Source organism: Aquimarina sp. MMG015, assembly GCF_018100855.1.
In the GTDB taxonomy this organism is placed as follows: domain Bacteria; phylum Bacteroidota; class Bacteroidia; order Flavobacteriales; family Flavobacteriaceae; genus Aquimarina; species Aquimarina latercula.
In genome coordinates, this window is record NZ_JAGJEB010000021.1 from 24,154 (window position 1) to 40,518 (window position 16,365).

17 protein-coding genes are annotated in these 16,365 nt (G+C 30.8%); 11 read left to right on the forward strand and 6 right to left on the reverse strand.

Translation table 11 applies throughout. From position 1 onward, the window contains the following. Window positions 1-114: 114 nt before the first annotated feature. Together J8L88_RS23105 and J8L88_RS23110 are read right to left on the reverse strand one after the other, a co-directional pair. Window positions 115-2,850, reverse strand: a complete 2,736-nt coding sequence (locus tag J8L88_RS23105) for a CHAT domain-containing tetratricopeptide repeat protein (RefSeq protein ID WP_211062020.1) — start codon at window positions 2,848-2,850, stop codon at window positions 115-117. A gap of 7 nt (window positions 2,851-2,857) precedes the next feature. Next, window positions 2,858-3,307, reverse strand: coding sequence for a hypothetical protein (locus J8L88_RS23110; protein WP_035085472.1), 450 nt, complete (start codon window positions 3,305-3,307; stop codon window positions 2,858-2,860). Window positions 3,308-3,404: 97 nt separating this feature from the next. Between J8L88_RS23110 and J8L88_RS23115 the strand changes: the two genes are divergently transcribed. Together J8L88_RS23115 and J8L88_RS23120 are read left to right on the forward strand one after the other, a co-directional pair. Then, window positions 3,405-3,965 carry an RNA polymerase sigma factor gene (locus tag J8L88_RS23115; protein ID WP_027393337.1) on the forward strand — a complete coding sequence of 187 codons (561 nt, stop codon included), beginning with the start codon at window positions 3,405-3,407 and terminating at the stop codon, window positions 3,963-3,965. Beyond that, window positions 3,962-4,765 carry a hypothetical protein gene (locus J8L88_RS23120; protein ID WP_211062021.1) on the forward strand — a complete coding sequence of 268 codons (804 nt, stop codon included), beginning with the start codon at window positions 3,962-3,964 and terminating at the stop codon, window positions 4,763-4,765. The genes J8L88_RS23115 and J8L88_RS23120 overlap by 4 nt, the downstream gene beginning before the upstream one ends. Window positions 4,766-4,838: 73 nt before the next feature. Here the strand turns inward: J8L88_RS23120 and J8L88_RS23125 are convergent, their stop codons facing one another. After that, window positions 4,839-5,216, reverse strand: a complete 378-nt coding sequence (locus tag J8L88_RS23125; protein ID WP_211062022.1) for a hypothetical protein — start codon at window positions 5,214-5,216, stop codon at window positions 4,839-4,841. A gap of 148 nt (window positions 5,217-5,364) precedes the next feature. Next, entirely contained in the window at window positions 5,365-5,523 is a 159-nt protein-coding gene (locus tag J8L88_RS23130; RefSeq protein ID WP_155839685.1) for a hypothetical protein, read from the reverse strand. A gap of 856 nt (window positions 5,524-6,379) precedes the next feature. Here J8L88_RS23130 and serS point away from each other — a divergent pair. The 9 genes from serS to J8L88_RS23175 all read left to right on the forward strand — a co-directional run bounded on the left by serS (window position 6,380) and on the right by J8L88_RS23175 (window position 14,693). Next, on the forward strand, window positions 6,380-7,651 hold the full coding sequence (serS, locus tag J8L88_RS23135) for a serine--tRNA ligase (protein ID WP_027393334.1): 1,272 nt from the start codon (window positions 6,380-6,382) through the stop codon (window positions 7,649-7,651). A gap of 91 nt (window positions 7,652-7,742) precedes the next feature. After that, window positions 7,743-9,530, forward strand: coding sequence for a tetratricopeptide repeat protein (locus J8L88_RS23140; RefSeq protein ID WP_027393333.1), 1,788 nt, complete (start codon window positions 7,743-7,745; stop codon window positions 9,528-9,530). 153 nt (window positions 9,531-9,683) lie between these two features. Further along, the gene (locus J8L88_RS23145) at window positions 9,684-9,992 is read left to right on the forward strand and encodes a DUF4286 family protein (RefSeq protein ID WP_211062023.1); all 309 of its coding nucleotides are present in this window, start codon (window positions 9,684-9,686) and stop codon (window positions 9,990-9,992) included. Window position 9,993: 1 nt separating this feature from the next. Continuing rightward, window positions 9,994-10,422, forward strand: a complete 429-nt coding sequence (locus J8L88_RS23150; RefSeq protein ID WP_211062025.1) for a hypothetical protein — start codon at window positions 9,994-9,996, stop codon at window positions 10,420-10,422. 1 nt (window position 10,423) lies between these two features. Further along, window positions 10,424-11,290, forward strand: coding sequence for a 16S rRNA (adenine(1518)-N(6)/adenine(1519)-N(6))-dimethyltransferase RsmA (rsmA, locus tag J8L88_RS23155; protein ID WP_211062027.1), 867 nt, complete (start codon window positions 10,424-10,426; stop codon window positions 11,288-11,290). A gap of 86 nt (window positions 11,291-11,376) precedes the next feature. Further along, entirely contained in the window at window positions 11,377-12,732 is a 1,356-nt protein-coding gene (mgtE, locus tag J8L88_RS23160) for a magnesium transporter (RefSeq protein ID WP_211062029.1), read from the forward strand. A gap of 41 nt (window positions 12,733-12,773) precedes the next feature. Continuing rightward, window positions 12,774-13,166: a thioesterase family protein gene (locus J8L88_RS23165; RefSeq protein ID WP_211062031.1), complete on the forward strand. Its 393-nt coding sequence runs from the start codon at window positions 12,774-12,776 to the stop codon at window positions 13,164-13,166. Between the two features lie 18 nt (window positions 13,167-13,184). Continuing rightward, window positions 13,185-13,550: a cupin domain-containing protein gene (locus tag J8L88_RS23170; protein ID WP_027393327.1), complete on the forward strand. Its 366-nt coding sequence runs from the start codon at window positions 13,185-13,187 to the stop codon at window positions 13,548-13,550. 54 nt (window positions 13,551-13,604) lie between these two features. Further along, a complete protein-coding gene (locus J8L88_RS23175; RefSeq protein WP_118388811.1) occupies window positions 13,605-14,693 on the forward strand; it encodes a Gfo/Idh/MocA family protein in 1,089 nt (362 codons plus the stop codon). Between the two features lie 48 nt (window positions 14,694-14,741). Here J8L88_RS23175 and J8L88_RS23180 read toward each other — a convergent pair whose 3' ends face one another. After that, on the reverse strand, window positions 14,742-15,173 hold the full coding sequence (locus J8L88_RS23180) for a hypothetical protein (protein WP_035085465.1): 432 nt from the start codon (window positions 15,171-15,173) through the stop codon (window positions 14,742-14,744). A 365-nt stretch (window positions 15,174-15,538) separates the two neighbouring features. After that, a partial coding sequence (locus tag J8L88_RS23185) for an immunoglobulin-like domain-containing protein (protein WP_211062033.1) occupies window positions 15,539-16,365 on the reverse strand: 827 nt, incomplete at its 5' end.

The window sequence follows — 16,365 nt, forward strand, 5'->3', positions numbered from 1 at the left end:
AAAATCGATGCTTCTTTATTGCAAGAGACCTTATTCTCTTTAAAATATTAACGTGATCATATGTAGTATCGAGTCTTTCAAAATGAACTTCATTTCTCCTAACTCTTCATACTTTTATGATTTGTTACCCATTTTTTTAAAAAAAATAAAAATAAAAAAGATAAAAATTAGAAATCCCATGATATAGTAGGGAACGAAGTTGTTTTCAAAAACTTGATCAGTATCACCAATCAGCACAAAAGAAGCCCAATAATATGGGGACATCTCAGATAATGAATGTTCTTTTAGGTATTTTCGTTTAGCATTACTTAAGGCTTCTACTTTAGATGAAGAAGCATTTAAATCTTCATAAAAATATTTCATAATATTAGAAGTAGAAGTATCATTAACATTCCATAAGGATGAAATAACGGTATTGGCCCCAGCATAAAAGAACCCTCTTGCTAAACTAAAGACACCCTCTCCTTTATTAATTTTCCCCAGGTTAGTTTGACATGCACTTAACACTACGAGATCTGAATTATTTTTATATGTGTATAACTCATGAAGCTTAATAGTATCTTTAAAAAAGTAAATCTCAGGCTTTTCTCCAGAATTTGCATGAGTAGCCAAATGTATAATTTTAGCATCCTCACTCATTTTTAGAAACATTTCTTTACTTGCCCGATCCGACAAGTAAGACTCTCCTTTTACAATAGTATTTATCGACGAAACCTCTTCTTCGGTAGTACTTAGTTCTGGAAGATTGGGATTTGAAAACTGAATTGGTGCAAATCCAACAAAATTAAGCTTGGTTTTTCTTTCGGTTTTACTGTTATGTTCTAAAAAGGATGCAGAATATGTATAACTAATATCATTTTGCTCAATTAGATATTTCAATGATTCCGCACTTACATTAAAAGCTTCAAAAGGGATGTTTTGCATAGCAACATCAGGAATAAACACCAAATGTTTATTCTTAATCATTTTTTTAAAATACTCTCCAGGAAAAAGTTGTTGATAGATAGCGTAAGAAACATCTTTAAAAGATATCAATTCTTTTTTCTTTTTTAAGGGCCTCGATATTAACCTTCGATACTCATCTAAATTAACCAATAAATCATTGGCGTTTTTTACTTTGAAACTGAATGTATTTTTAGAAGTGATTACGAGTCCAAAAACACTTTTCTCTTCAGCATTTTGTTCATCGAGGGTATATGAAATAATTACTGTATCCGAATCTAATTTTTCCTTTACTTGTGAAAGTGCAAACGGCTCTATTCTTAATTTTTTATCAAAGTATTTTGGATTTACCTTATAGAGCGAATCATTAAAAGCTTGATATGACTTTTTTAATTCGAACAAGGAATCTTTTTCTTTACTATAGACATCCTGATTTTGATTTATGTTATCCTCTAGACTTAAAATATTCTCTTTTAGCCGTAATCTTTTGTCCAATAATTCTTTTGGCAAGTCATATTGAATCGTATTTTCTTTAACACCTTGTATTAGCAATAAGCCCTTGTTTTTTTCCATAAAACGGAATATAGAAGCATTATCTCCCAAAAGATAAGCTGCTCGTACTCCCATGGTATAGGTATCAGAAGCCTCTTTACGCCATAATAATTTTGTATTAATCTCGAAACTATTCTCTATAATTACAGTAACAAGTCGATCACTAATTGTTACTGTATTGATTACCTGTTCTAGGTACTTAAGATTTTTAGTTTTTTCGTATAAATCAAATAGAATTATTATTTTACTTCTTAACGCTCTAAAAACATTTCTTCTATCATCCGTGTCGAACAATTGTAGTTCAGATGGCGTGGGATTAGTTAGCTCACCATTTAGTCCAAAACTCCAACCCAATGAATTTTCAATATTTCGAAGAGCTAATTTATAATTCCCTTGTTCTCTAAAATAGTTTGCAATATTTCTATAACTTTCAGCCTTTCTGTTTTTATTATTTTTATTAAATATCAAACTACGTTGCAGATAGAATAGCGCACTATCTTTTTGGTAATCAAAATACAATTCCCCTAAATTTACATATGAATTAGAAATTACCGAAGAGTCATTTTGTTCTATTCCTCTTTCTAAATTCCTAATATAATAATATTTGGATTTGCTAAAATCATTCAGGTACGCATTAGCATATAAATTTGCATAAGTAGCGTTTAATGAATAAAAGTTTTTTTGTGAAAGTAGTTTTTCGTTTAATTGTATTAAACTATCCGCATTTTTTAATAATTCAACACCTTGCCTGGAGGATGTTTTGGTATCTAACTCATCGCAAATAATCGTAGTGTTGATATACAAAGATAAAAGACTTGATTCTAACGAACTTTTCTTACTTGAATCTGTTTCCAATAAGTAAATTCCTTTTTTGGAGTAATTTAAAGCTTTATATAATTCTCCTTTTCGCCTATAATATTTACCTAACTCTCCATATGATCTCGCTACTTTAATTCTTGTAATATTAGCTTCTATCACATTATTAAAGCACCAAACTCCCTTAGTAAATTCTCTGTTTTTAAAATAAAACCTCCCTAAATTATAAAGTGCATTTTCATAAGAAACACTTTTTTTTAATTGATCATTAAAATGACTTATCTCAATCTTCGCATACTTTATCGCTAGATCATATTTTTTTTTATTGTACCACTGTACAGAAAAAAAATGAGACATTTCTAGAATATGGGTCGTATCTTTTGTTAAGCCCAAAAGATGATCACTCTCTATCTCCTCAATTATCTTTTTACTTTCTTTGAGTTCTACAAATTGTTTATAATAATTTTGGCTACTTATAGGCAGAATATGCCCAATAAGTAGCCAAAAAAAGATTTTATATTTCTTAATCTTAATCTTCAATATTTAATTAATCGCAAACAATATTTGGATCATTAATTGAATATGTTCTATAATCAATTTTAAGAAGTACAGATTTTTCTACCGGATCTTCTGCTTCAATAGGATCCGTAGCTCTATGATTCAATTCCTGATATGGGGCATCTTCCCAATTATGAATCACCAAATCTCTATAACTCCAGATTTCTCCATTAGGATTTAATGAACAGGAAGTTACATTAACCTGGCCGTATTCAGTCGCGTGCCTCGCTCTAATTTCAGCTTTCTGAGATTCTGTAGTTCCTACTTCATAAATAACCACAACTTCTATATCTTCGATGGTATACTGAACAGGAGTTCCATCTACAAAAGTTAAATCATCGAATTTAGCGTTTCCTTCGATTTCTGTAGGTTCCTCATTTTGCTCACAAGCAAAGAAGAACAAACAACTTAGCACTCCTAAAATAATGTTTTTCCTCATTTTTTTTACGTTTTTTATTTTCCTATTCTTCATAAAAACTTAAAATGTTACCCACGTAAAAGTATAAAATTTTATTTTTGCTTTTTAACATTTACATATGGACGGTAATTTTTTTTTAAAAGAGCTCGTAAAAGAAGATTCAAAAATAATTGCTCAGATATATAATAAAAACTTCCCTTCAATTAAAAAATTTATCCTTCTAAATAGCGGAAATACGGAGGATGCAGAAGATATATTTCAAAAATCATTGATTCAGATAATAATTCGATACAAAAGAGAAAAGTTTAGTATTTCGGGAGATTTTGATGCCTATTTAATGGCAATTTGTAAAAACTTATGGCGAAGAGAATTAAATCTTCATAAAAAAAGGGTAACAAATGTAGAAAAAGTTGAAGTACATGATGAATATATAGATAGTTCATTTGCCCTTCTAGAGCAAAAGAGACAAGAACTGTTTATTGAAAAATTTGCAGAAATTACCGGAAATTGTAAAGAGATTTTAACACTTTTTTTTGCAAAAACTCCATACGAAGAAATTGTTGCCAACACAGAATATTCCTCTGAATTGGTTGTTCGACAACGCGTGTTTAAATGCAAAAAACGTTTGGCAGAATTAATTAAAAAAGATAGTAGATATAATTCATTAAAAGAATTATGAGTTTAGAAGAAGACATATTAATTGAACGCTTTTTAAGAAATCAACTTTCTGAAAAGGAACGGAATGATTTTTTGGACACCATTGCCAATGATCAAAATTTTAAAGAAAAATTTCTTTTAGAGAAGCAAATTTTTGAAACTCTAAATGAAGAAGAATGGAGTTATGTTTCAAAAATAGATGTAACAGAAGTAGAAGAATATACCTCTTTATATCGAAATAATGCAGATAGATTAAAACAAGTAATACATAAGGCTACAACCAGTAATAAGCGTAAGAATAAAATAAGAAGATTAACCTATTTTTCTGCTGTTGCTGCTGTTGCGCTATTTGCACTGCTTATTAATTTTTACCCTCAAAAAAACCAAAAGACTATTGAGGAAATTTACACTAATTACAGCACTTATGAACTACCTTCGTTAGTTACTAGAAACCCTAATGAAGTAGATCCTGATTTAGCTTTGACGGAGAATAATTTTAAAAATGGAAACTATAAAGAAGTAATAATATATATTGATAAATTACTAAAAAAAGATAAAGACAATAGTACTTTATATGTATACAAGGCAATATCTCATTGGGAACTAGGTGACTATTCTTCGGCTGAAGAGAGTTTAGATACTTTAATTAATAGTGACCTTATTGACTCCGAAAAAGGATACTGGTACAAATCACTCCTATACTTAAAAACAAAAGATTTAGATAAATGTAAAAAAATACTCCAAGTTATTATTAAAAACTCATATTCTAAGAATAAAGAAGCTAAGGAATTATTTGAAGAAATAGTTAATTATAAAACTTAATTATTGATATAGGGAAATACCGCATATTAAATAAGACAAATTTTATCTAGTCCTTATTTTTTCAAAATCGCTTTTAGAATGTAGGTAATGAAGCTTGTAATACCGTTGACTCATAATGAGTAATTTTATTTTGATCAGAGAACTCAAATTTCATAATCATAACGGATTTTTCGGCTTGCATGATGTATGACGTTTCTCCATTCTTTTTTGAAATTACTCTACAATCTTCTATCATGCCTAATGTCTTATTATGGCTTTCTAAAAATTGATCAATATCATCAATAGTTTTTGTCTGCTGATATTTTTCATCTAATAAATCAAAAATCGTTGTGGGAGATAGATAATTATATCCTTTAGTAAAATCAATGATAACGGCATCGTGATCATCTATATTCTGAGCAGAAATTGTGTGAATGAAAAGTACTGTAAATAAAAAGCAACATAGTTTCATAAATGGTATCTTTAATTCATTCGATATAAATGTAGGAAAAAACTTCCAATAATAAAAATATAATATAGACTAAATGCGTTTTTAACAGCTAATAAGTATGTTTTAAAACGAGATTATCTTAAATAAGACAACCTCGTTTACAATTAATTTACAAAAAACAATTACCCATAAAACAAGGAACCGGACATCTAGGAGCATTCGGCTCGCTATTGCCACCTGGACAATAATAACCTCCACTTTGTCCATTGATTTGTTTTAATTCCTCTCTACTTAAAGTTTTTCCGATGTTTAAAATTGATTTTTTCATATGTGAAATATTTAATGATTTGTATGCCCTGAACATTTATCGACACTCAAGGTTTGTGTCGTTTGATCACATTATTTCTTATACTATTTTATGTATCACTTACTTCTTACTACTTCATTAATTAGAAAATCATCTCTAATCAGTTAATAACTTAAATCTAAAAAGTGTTACTCAAGCAAAGTTTCTTTTCGTTAAGAGTTGATATTAAACCGATAAACAACACACTAAAATCTAATTTATTTTAGAAAAACAGGGAGAATTCCTCAAAAAAAATAATAACTCAAAACGTCTTCAAGGAAAATGAAACAAATCAACCTCATCACTATAATTTCCATTGGGCGATAGAAAATTAGATTTGGTCTACAGAAACTTTACTCCCACCTAATCTTAAGAAAATATTGAAAAGACCTGTAGTATTTTTACATCAGAGAAAATAACAAATTAGTGTTGTTTATATGAAACATAAAATAAGTAACCGAGAGTTCCCTCTAGAAAGAAACATATAATCCATACATAAAAAATATTGATCCCCAAGATCCCACATCGTCATATTACCCAAAAGCTATGCATTGTTGCATAGCTTTTTTATTGTTTACCCTAAGTAATCACCGAATAATATCATCTATTTTAAGTCTAGAAATAAGACTAAAAAATAAAAGGTTCATCTTTTTTAAAAAATTCATTCTTTCTCATTCATACAAAACCAACCTTTTCTTTAAATTTGCTGCTTTAATGCGAAAGGGATAACAGCGACATCCTTTTGTTTTATCATCCTGAACTTGTAGAAGGAAAAACAAAAGATATAGCGGATAGCCCGACCACGAGGAAGCGAGTGGAATCGCCCAAAACAAAAACCATGTTACTTGCACAACAAATCATAGCACATAAAGAAGAATATATTGCTGCATTAGCCAAAAGAAATTTTGATGCTGCTCCAATTCTAGAAAAAGTAATCAATTTAGATGAAGAAAGACGTGCTACACAGTCCAAGTTGGATAATATCAAAGCAGACTCTAACAAATTGAATAAAGAAATTGGAGTTTTGTTTAAAAATGGAGAACAACAAAAAGCTAACATATTAAAACAAAAAGCTTCTCAAATCAAGGAAAGCATGAATACTTTAGAAGATAGACTTCCAAAAGTAAAAGCTGAACTTATTGAGTTATTATATACAATTCCTAACATTCCACATTCTTCTGTTCCTGATGGACAAACTGATGAGGATAATGAAGAAGTCTTTAGAGAAGGTGATATCCCAACCTTAGAAGAAGGAGCCTTACCGCATTGGGAGTTAGCAAAAAAATATGACATCATAGATTTTGAACTAGGAGTAAAAATTACAGGTGCCGGATTTCCAGTTTACAAAGGAAAAGGAGCAAGATTACAACGTGCCCTAATTAGTTATTTTCTAGATAAAAATACAGATGCTGGATATAAAGAATATCAAGTTCCTCATTTAGTAAATGAAGCTTCTGGTTATGGTACTGGCCAATTACCGGATAAAGAAGGCCAAATGTATCACGTTACAGCAGATGATTTATATTTAATACCTACGGCAGAAGTTCCGGTAACCAATATGTTTAGAGATGATTTAGTAAATGAGAATGACCTCCCAATTTGCTGTACTGGATACACTCCTTGTTTTAGAAGAGAAGCAGGTTCTTATGGAGCTCACGTTCGTGGGTTAAACCGCTTACATCAATTTGACAAAGTAGAAATTGTACGTATCGAAAAACCGGAAAACTCTTATCAGGCACTAGATGGAATGGTAGATCATGTAAAGGAAATTCTTAATGAATTAAAATTACCTTATCGTATATTAAGATTATGTGGAGGAGATATTGGGTTTACAGCTGCACTTACCTATGATTTCGAAGTGTTTTCTACCGCTCAAGATCGTTGGTTAGAAATAAGTTCTGTTTCTAATTTTGAATCTTATCAAGCCAATCGTTTAAAACTAAGATATAAAGACGGTAATGGTAAAAATCAATTAGCTCATACATTAAACGGAAGTTCTCTAGCATTACCAAGAGTATTAGCTGGTATTTTAGAAAACTATCAAACGCCTAAAGGGATTAAAATACCAGATGTTTTAGTACCTTATTGTGGGTTTGAATATATCGACTAATTCTTTTAGAGCTAGATAATCAGCTAGTTTAACAATACTTATAACATAATATCAAAGAGCATTTTGCTATATTTACAAAAAAACTTGCAGCATGCGCTTTATTTATCTTTGTATCATTTTTCTTTTTGCTATACCTATGTTTGGTCAATCCGAACAGCTAGCAAAAAACTATGTACAACAAGGTGAATATGAAAAAGCACTTTCTGTATATAAAAAATTACATACCAGAAACCCTAATCGAATTACCTATCTCCTAGGTCTAGTAGAATCTCATCAACAATTAGAACAGTTTGAAAAAGCAGAAAAAATTCTGCAGAAGCAAATTGAGAATAAACCAAAAAACGCACAACTACTTGTTGAGTTGGGTCACCATTACGAAGTTCAAGGGAATTCTGAAAAAGCCACTACCTATTATAATAAAGCTTTAAAAGTTTTTAATAGTAATAATGTAAATGCGGCGTATTCACTAGCACAAACTTTCGAAAAATACAATCTTTTAGATCAAGCAGCCTTAATTTATGAAAAAGGAATGGCATCTAACCCAGGAGCTAATTTTAATGTACAACTTGCTAAAATTTACGGAGAACAAGGTAAACTAGAAAAAATGTTCGACAGTTATCTTTCATTACTACAATTACAACCAAATTATAAAAACATTGTTCAACGTAATTTTAATCAATATATCACAGATGACCCATTAAATAATGCCAATGTTATTTTCAGAAAATTATTAATCAAAAAATTACAGCAAAACCCTGACATCATATATAATGAGATGTTAAGTTGGCTTTTTGTGCAACAAAAGGACTTTAAAAAAGCGTTTGTACAAGAAAAAGCAATCTATAAAAGAAAAGATCAAGGGTTACAAGGTATCATTGGGCTTGCCCGAATTGCTATAGGCGCTAAAGATATAAAATCCGCTACCCAGATTTTAGATTACATACTAAACGCACCTGCTGGGAATGATATGAAATTGACAGCTCATAAAATCATTTTAAAAGCAAAAACCGATCTTGCTGATAAAAAGGATTACAAAGAAATCAAACAACAGTACGAAGAAGTATTTGAAACCTATGGGAAAGGCTCACAAACCATCGGTTTACAAATAGATTACGCTCATTTTTTAGCATTCAATCAGGATAATAAAAAAGAAGCAATTGAATTCTTAAAACGTCTATTAAATCAAGAAAGACTTTCGAGGTTTCAATCTTCTAGAGCTAAAATGAAAATTGCAGATATTTTAGTTTTAGATCAAAAATTTAATCAAGCACTTATCTATTATACGCAAGTACAGAATGCATTAAAAAATAACTTTCTAGCTCAAGATGCACGTTTTAAAGTAGCTAAAACTAGTTATTATAAAGGGGATTTTGCTTGGGCGCAAACTCAGTTAGATGTACTAAAATCATCTACCTCTCAATTAATTGCTAATGATGCTATGGAATTAAGTCTTATTATAAGTGATAATTCTTTAGAAGATTCGACGCAAACAGCTTTAAAGATTTTTGCCAGAGCTGACTTGTTAGCTTTTCAAAATAAAAACCAAGAAGCAATCACTAAATACGAAGAAATTTTAGTGAATCACAAGGGAGAAAAAATTGAAGATGAAGCTTTTCTTAGACAAGCGAAATTATTTGAAAAAGAAAAAGAATTCGAAAAGGCAAAAGTAAACTATCTCAAAATCATCGAATTCTATCCTGATGATATATTGGTAGATGATGCCTATTACTGGTTAGCAGAATTATATGTAAACATTCTGGGTGAACCTGAAAAAGCAAAAGAATTATATGAGAAGTTAATCTTTAATCACGCGGACAGTATCTATTTTGTAGATGCTAGAAAAAAGTATCGAACACTGCGTGGTGATGCCATCAATTGATTCTTTTTTAAAATATATTTTCCTTTTATATATTATTCTATCCAAAACTCAAATAACAATGTGATCGTTATAACAGGTCTAAGCTTCTTCGTAACTTTGTAAGTTAATTATAAAAGCATTGATTCCCTTAGATCAATAAAGACAATTACGAATATGTATATTTACAATGTTACTATTAATATAGAAGAGACTAAGCACCAAGAATGGTTATCCTGGATGAAAAATGAGCATATTCCTGATATGCTCGCAACAGGGAAGTTTAGTAAAGCCTTAATGAGTAAGGTGTTGGTGGAAGAGGAAATGGGAGGCTATACATATTCTGTACAATACACAACGGATAGTAAAAGTACCTTAGAACAATATTATAAAGTAGACGCAGAAAAATTAAGAGCTAAAACAAATCGATTTGCAGGACATTTTGTTGCGTTTAGAACAGAATTAGAAATTATTAGTGAACAATAATATGAAACAATATAGACCAACATTACTGTATGCTATTAAGATTTTTGGTCTTATAGTATGTGCTGGTTTTGGGGTTTTTATAATTAGTGTTTTTTTAAATATTGTTTCATTTTTTATAGCAAGCTCTATTTTCGAAAAAATTATAACTGTAGTTCTTATTGCTTTATTTATAATATCCGCATTTTTAATAATACGTTCTAACAATCCTGGTATTACGACCTATGAAGATTATATAAATATCGGCAACCAAGATATACCCTATAATTTAATCCAGAGTTTTTATCCAGCTAAGGGTGGTTCTGAACCTTATGTTATTACTACAGACGGAGAAAAAATTGATCTTGAAATTTCTTGGCTTTCAAAAAAAGATAGAGTAGAAATCGAAAAGACAATCCTAGAAAATATAAAACCTTTAACAAAACAAGTTTAGGATGTCCTCTAAATTTAAAAAAAATAAAAAGCAATCATCTAACGATAGAGTTCGAACAGAAAAAACTGCTGTGCGTGCTAAAAAACATTTGGGCCAGCATTTTTTAAAAGATGAAAATATTGCTAAAAAAATTGGAGACACATTAACACTAAACGGTTATACTAATGTAATTGAAATAGGCCCAGGAATGGGTGTACTTACTAAATATATACTACAAAAAGATGTAGATTTAATTGCTATGGATTTAGATACAGAATCTATAGATTACCTCAATACTAGTTTCCCTTTAGAACATCCAGAAATTAGAAATGGAAAAGTAGCTTTTAAAGTTATCGAAGCAGACTTTCTTAAATACGATTTAGATACATTATTTGACAATGATCCATTTGCTATTACTGGTAACTTTCCATATAACATTTCCTCTCAAATTGTTTTTAAGACATTAGAAAAACGAAAACGAATTCCTGAGTTTACCGGGATGTTTCAGAAAGAAGTAGCCCAACGTATTTGTGAAAAACCAGGAAGTAAAGCCTACGGTATTTTATCGGTATTAACCCAGGCATTTTATAATGCTGAGTATTTATTTACAGTTCCTCCTTCTGTTTTTAATCCTCCGCCCAAGGTGGATAGCGGAGTTTTACGATTGATTCGAAAATCAAATCACACACTTCCTTGTGATGAAAAACTTTTTTATAAAGTAGTCAAGACTTCTTTTGGGCAACGAAGAAAAACATTGAGAAACAGTCTTAAAACATTTCAATTACCTGATGAAATAAAAGAAATGGAAATACTAACTAAAAGACCAGAACAGTTAAGTGTTGATCAATTTATAGAACTCACTTTGTTAATTGAAAAATCAAGAATTTAATTCATTTAACGTCAATCTAAACTGCAATTCAATTCTTTGGTTATCTTTGTGAGCGTTTGTAAAGAAATCCCATAAACAAGTACATTATGTCATTCGAGATTTCAGATGAGCTTATCGATCAAGTAAAGCATCTTATTGAAGATGTAAGCGATACTCGTTTACAAGAAATGCTCGATGAAATCCACTTTGCCGATATTGCCGAAATAATCGGTGAGCTTAACTTATATCAAGCGACTTACTTAATTAAATTATTAGATAGTGAAAAATCTTCTGAAGCTCTAATGGAGTTGGAAGAAGATTTCCGAGAACGTATTCTTGAAAACCTATCTGTAAAAGAAATTGCAGAAGAGTTAGAAGAAATGGACACGGATGATGCTGCAGATATTATTGCAGAACTTCCTGAAGATCGTGCAGAAGAAGTAATCGCTAAGATTGAGGATGAAAAACACGCTGAAGACATAAAAGAACTACTGCTGTACGAAGAAGATAAGGCAGGAGGATTAATGGCAAAAGAACTTGTAAAAGTAAAAGAAACTTGGACAGTTGCCGGATGTGTTCGCGAAATGCGCCGTCAAGCAGAAAAAGTAACCAGAGTACATTCAATCTATGTAATAGATAAAGAAGGAAAATTAAAAGGAAGATTATCTCTTAAAGATTTACTTACTGCCTCTGCTAAAGCATATATTAGGGATGTTTATATCCCTAAAGTAGACTATGTCAATATAGAAACTGAAGGTGAAGAAGTCGCAAGAATCATGCAAAAATATGATCTTGAAGCTATTCCTGTAGTAGACCACGAAACGGTTCTTGTTGGACGCATTACAATTGATGACATGGTTGATTTTATCAAGGAAGAAGCAGAAAAAGATTATCAAATGGCAGCTGGTATATCTCAGGATGTAGAAGCCGATGATAATGTATGGGAACTTACTAGAGCACGTTTACCTTGGCTAATCTTAGGGTTATTTGGAGGTTTAGGAAGTGTTTTTATCATGCAAGATTTTGAAGATGTAATGACTAATCCCAGAATAAGAGATCTATTCTTTTACACACCGCTTATTGCAGCGATGGCAGGTAATGTAGGAGTTCAATCGTCTGCAATTATTGTACAAGGTTTAGCAAATGATAATGTAAAAGGTAGTCTTTGGAAACGATTATTAAAAGAAATTGGGCTTAGTCTAATAAATGGAGTTGCTCTAGCTCTTTTAGTGATACTATTTGGAATTGTTATGAGCTACGAAATTTCATTTAGTTTAACTATCGCTACAGCACTTATGAGTGTAATCATAGTAGCCGCTTTGATAGGTACATTTGTTCCTATAATTCTTGACAAAAGAGGTATTGATCCAGCTATTGCAACTGGTCCATTTATTACTACTAGTAATGATATTTTTGGAATTTTCTTGTTTTTTTACATCGCAAAATTAATACTTGGGTTTTAAGTTTTAGAACTCCATTAATTATAATTAGTACTACTCTTATTATGAACTCTGACGTATTTCAATATACTATCACGGTACCAAAATCCGCAATTGATGATATGAATCATGTAAATAATGTTACCTACTTGCATTGGGTACAGGATATTGCAAAAAAACATTGGGAAACAAAAACAACAGAAACGATTAGAGAAACCTACGTATGGGTAGTTTTAAATCATTTCATAGAATATCACAGTCCAGCCTTTGAACATGATGAACTAACAATCCAAACATGGATTGATCATCATCATGGTGCAAAAAGTGAACGGCACACTAAAATAATAAAAACTTCTACCAAAAAAGTAATAGTTACCGCCAAAACCATGTGGTGTTTACTCCATAAAGAAACGTTAAGACCTACCAGAATCAATAAAGAAATAAGTACCTTGTTTTGACATAATTAAGTTGAAAACATGGAAGCAATTAATATTAAAGATAAACTATCTCAATTTAACAAGCAATGGCATCCACATCGCATAGCAATGGTGGATAACAATCAAGTTTATCTTGCAAAGTTAAGCGGTGATTTTATTTGGCATAAGCATGACGACGAAGACGAACTTTTTCAAGTTGTAAAAGGTACACTTTTCATGAAGTTTAGAGATAAAACTGTTAAAGTTAATGCAGGGGAAATCATTGTTGTGCCAAAAGGAGTGGAACATTGTCCTTCTACAGAAAATGATGAAGAAGTTCACGTTCTATTATTTGAAAAAGCAAGTACTAAACATACCGGAGAAGTAGAAAGTGAAAGGACTGTTTCTCAATACATTGATATTTAAACAATAATATTTTTTTAATAGATTTTTCCTTTAAAAAATTTAATAAATAGGTTTATGAGTATAAATAGAAGGTCATTTATCCGAAATATTGGGTTAATAGCAAGTTATAGTATTATACCATCCGCACATTTATTCTCTAACACTCCAAATAAAAAACTAGGAGTATGTTTAGTAGCATTAGGCAACTATAGTACTTCAATCCTGGCACCAGCATTACAATTAACAAAACATTGCCAATTGACTGGAATAGTTACTGGAACACCATCTAAAATACCTATCTGGCAAAAGAAATATAATATTCCAGATAAAAATGTTTATAACTATGAGAATATGGACCGTATTGCGGATAATCCAGATATAGATGTAATATATATTGTACTACCCACTGGTTTACACGCAAAATATGCAATTAAAGCGGCTAATACAGGAAAACACGTATGGTGTGAAAAACCGATGGCAAAAACCGAAAAAGAATGTCAATCCATCATTAGTGCTTGTAAAAAAAATAAAGTAAAACTATCTATTGGATATCGAATGCAACACGAACCCAATACACAACAAGTTATAAAATGGGCTACTACCAAACCTTATGGAAATATTAAAGAAGTTTATGCTGAAATTGGTTATAATGTAAGAAATCCAGAAAGAAGCTGGAGACTAGATGCAGCTTTAGGAGGAGGAACTATGTATGACCTAGGTGTATATTCATTAAATGCGGCGAGGTATGCAACCGGAGAAGAACCAATATCTGTAGTAGCTGAACAAATGACTACAAGACCAGATATATTTACTGAAACCGATGAAACAACGCATTTTACATTAGAGTTCCCCTCAGGCGTAATAGCCCATGGAAAAACAAGTGTTGGACATGATATGCATCGGTTACGCGTAAACACTAATAATGGATGGTATCAACTACAACCATTTTCAATGTATGGTGGCGTACAAGGCGAAGCCAGTGACGGAACTTTATTAAATACATATATAGAAAACCAACAAGCCAAACAAATGGATGATGATGCTTTATCTATAATAAATAATACTGATGTCTTAGTTCCCGGTGAAGAAGGTATAAAAGACATTAGAATTGTAGAAGCAATTTATAAATCTGCTAAAGACAAAAAGAAAATTAAACTAGTTTAATAAGTACTAAAAAAGATATAGTTTTTACCTATTAAGCAATTTCACCAATTATAATTCGTCCTTACAAGATCTAATTGCCTCATAAAACAAACGATAATCTGTGGTTGTTACAACCTCTCCTTTTGTGCTTAAAGTAACAGTACCTTTTTCTGCTATCTCACTATAAGGAATCTGTTTTTTAGCGTATCCCTTATAAACAAACTCAAAATAACTATCAGCTTTTAACTTACTTGGATTGATTAAAAAATCATATAGACCATCTTTATCTGTATAAGCCTTCATACAAGTATTTTCATCTACAACTAACTTAACAGCTACATATTCCATTTTCTTTTTCCTTTTACCTAACACTTTTCCTGTAAGTAATTCATCTTCTGCTATAGCCTCAATATCCTCGTTTCCACCTAAAGATTCTCCTTTTTGTTGAGTTTTACAAGAAAACAAAAGGGTAACAGCAAATAATAATAGTAGTGATCTCATCATATTTTAATTTTGGGTTTTGAATTATTATACATAAGCAAAGTCATTTAACTATACTTTCTCATAATTTTTAGTCAATTTACAAAATAAAACTACTTGTTTAACATAAGTATAGTAGTGTTTTTTTATAGCAAGTAATTTCTAGCTTTATTTTTTTACCTAATCTTATATTAAATATAAAAAAAACCACTCAAATATTTGAATGGTTTTTATAATTGTAAACTCTAAATTTATTACAGCCTCTTAACTCGGCAATTGATATTTACAAAGGATTAAGATTAATCCAATTTTCATATATTAAGAATCGTATTATTTATAAAAAGTAAAAGAAACTAAAAATGATATCTACGAATTTACACTGTTTTTTAACGTTTTAATAATCTCAAATTTTTGACAGTCTTACCCTTGATAAGTCTTATTAAGTAAATACCGGATTCCATATTACTAATGTCTATATTTTCAAACACATATCCTTCAACTCTTTTAACATGCTTACCTTGTAAATCAAAAATATCTACAATTATTTCCTCTTTTAATCCGGATATTACAAATTCATCAGATACTGGATTAGGATACAAACTAACAGTATTAAAAACATGAGTTTCTACACTCAATAATGGTGTCACATTCACAGTTCTGATAACTTCCATTGCTACATTACCAGAATCATCTACTGCATTATAAGTCACACTATAACTTCCTTGCGTATTAACATCTATTGAAGAAGCATCAATTACAAGATAAGAACCATCATCTGTAGTAGCTCCTAGTTCTACATACGTACTTCCTTTAACTAATTCCTGTGGATTAGCTCCTAATAATACAATGACAGGAGCAGTAGTATCCACCACGTTAACTATTCTTGCAACTTCTATCGCCATATTACCTGAAGCATCCGTAGCATTATAGCGAATCGTATAACTACCTAACTCATCCACAAAATCCGAACTATCTATGATTACAGTACTTCCATCGTTAGTAGTAGCGCCTAATTCCGTATAACCAGTTCCTAATTCTATTGTCTGTGGGTTATCTCCTAATAAGGAAATTACTGGCGCTGCTATATCCACCACATTTACAGTTCTAATTACTTCTGTAGCAACATTACCAAAAATATCAATAGCATTATAGGTAATCGTATAACTTCCTACGGCATCTACAAAATCTGAACTGTTAATCACAACATTAGTCC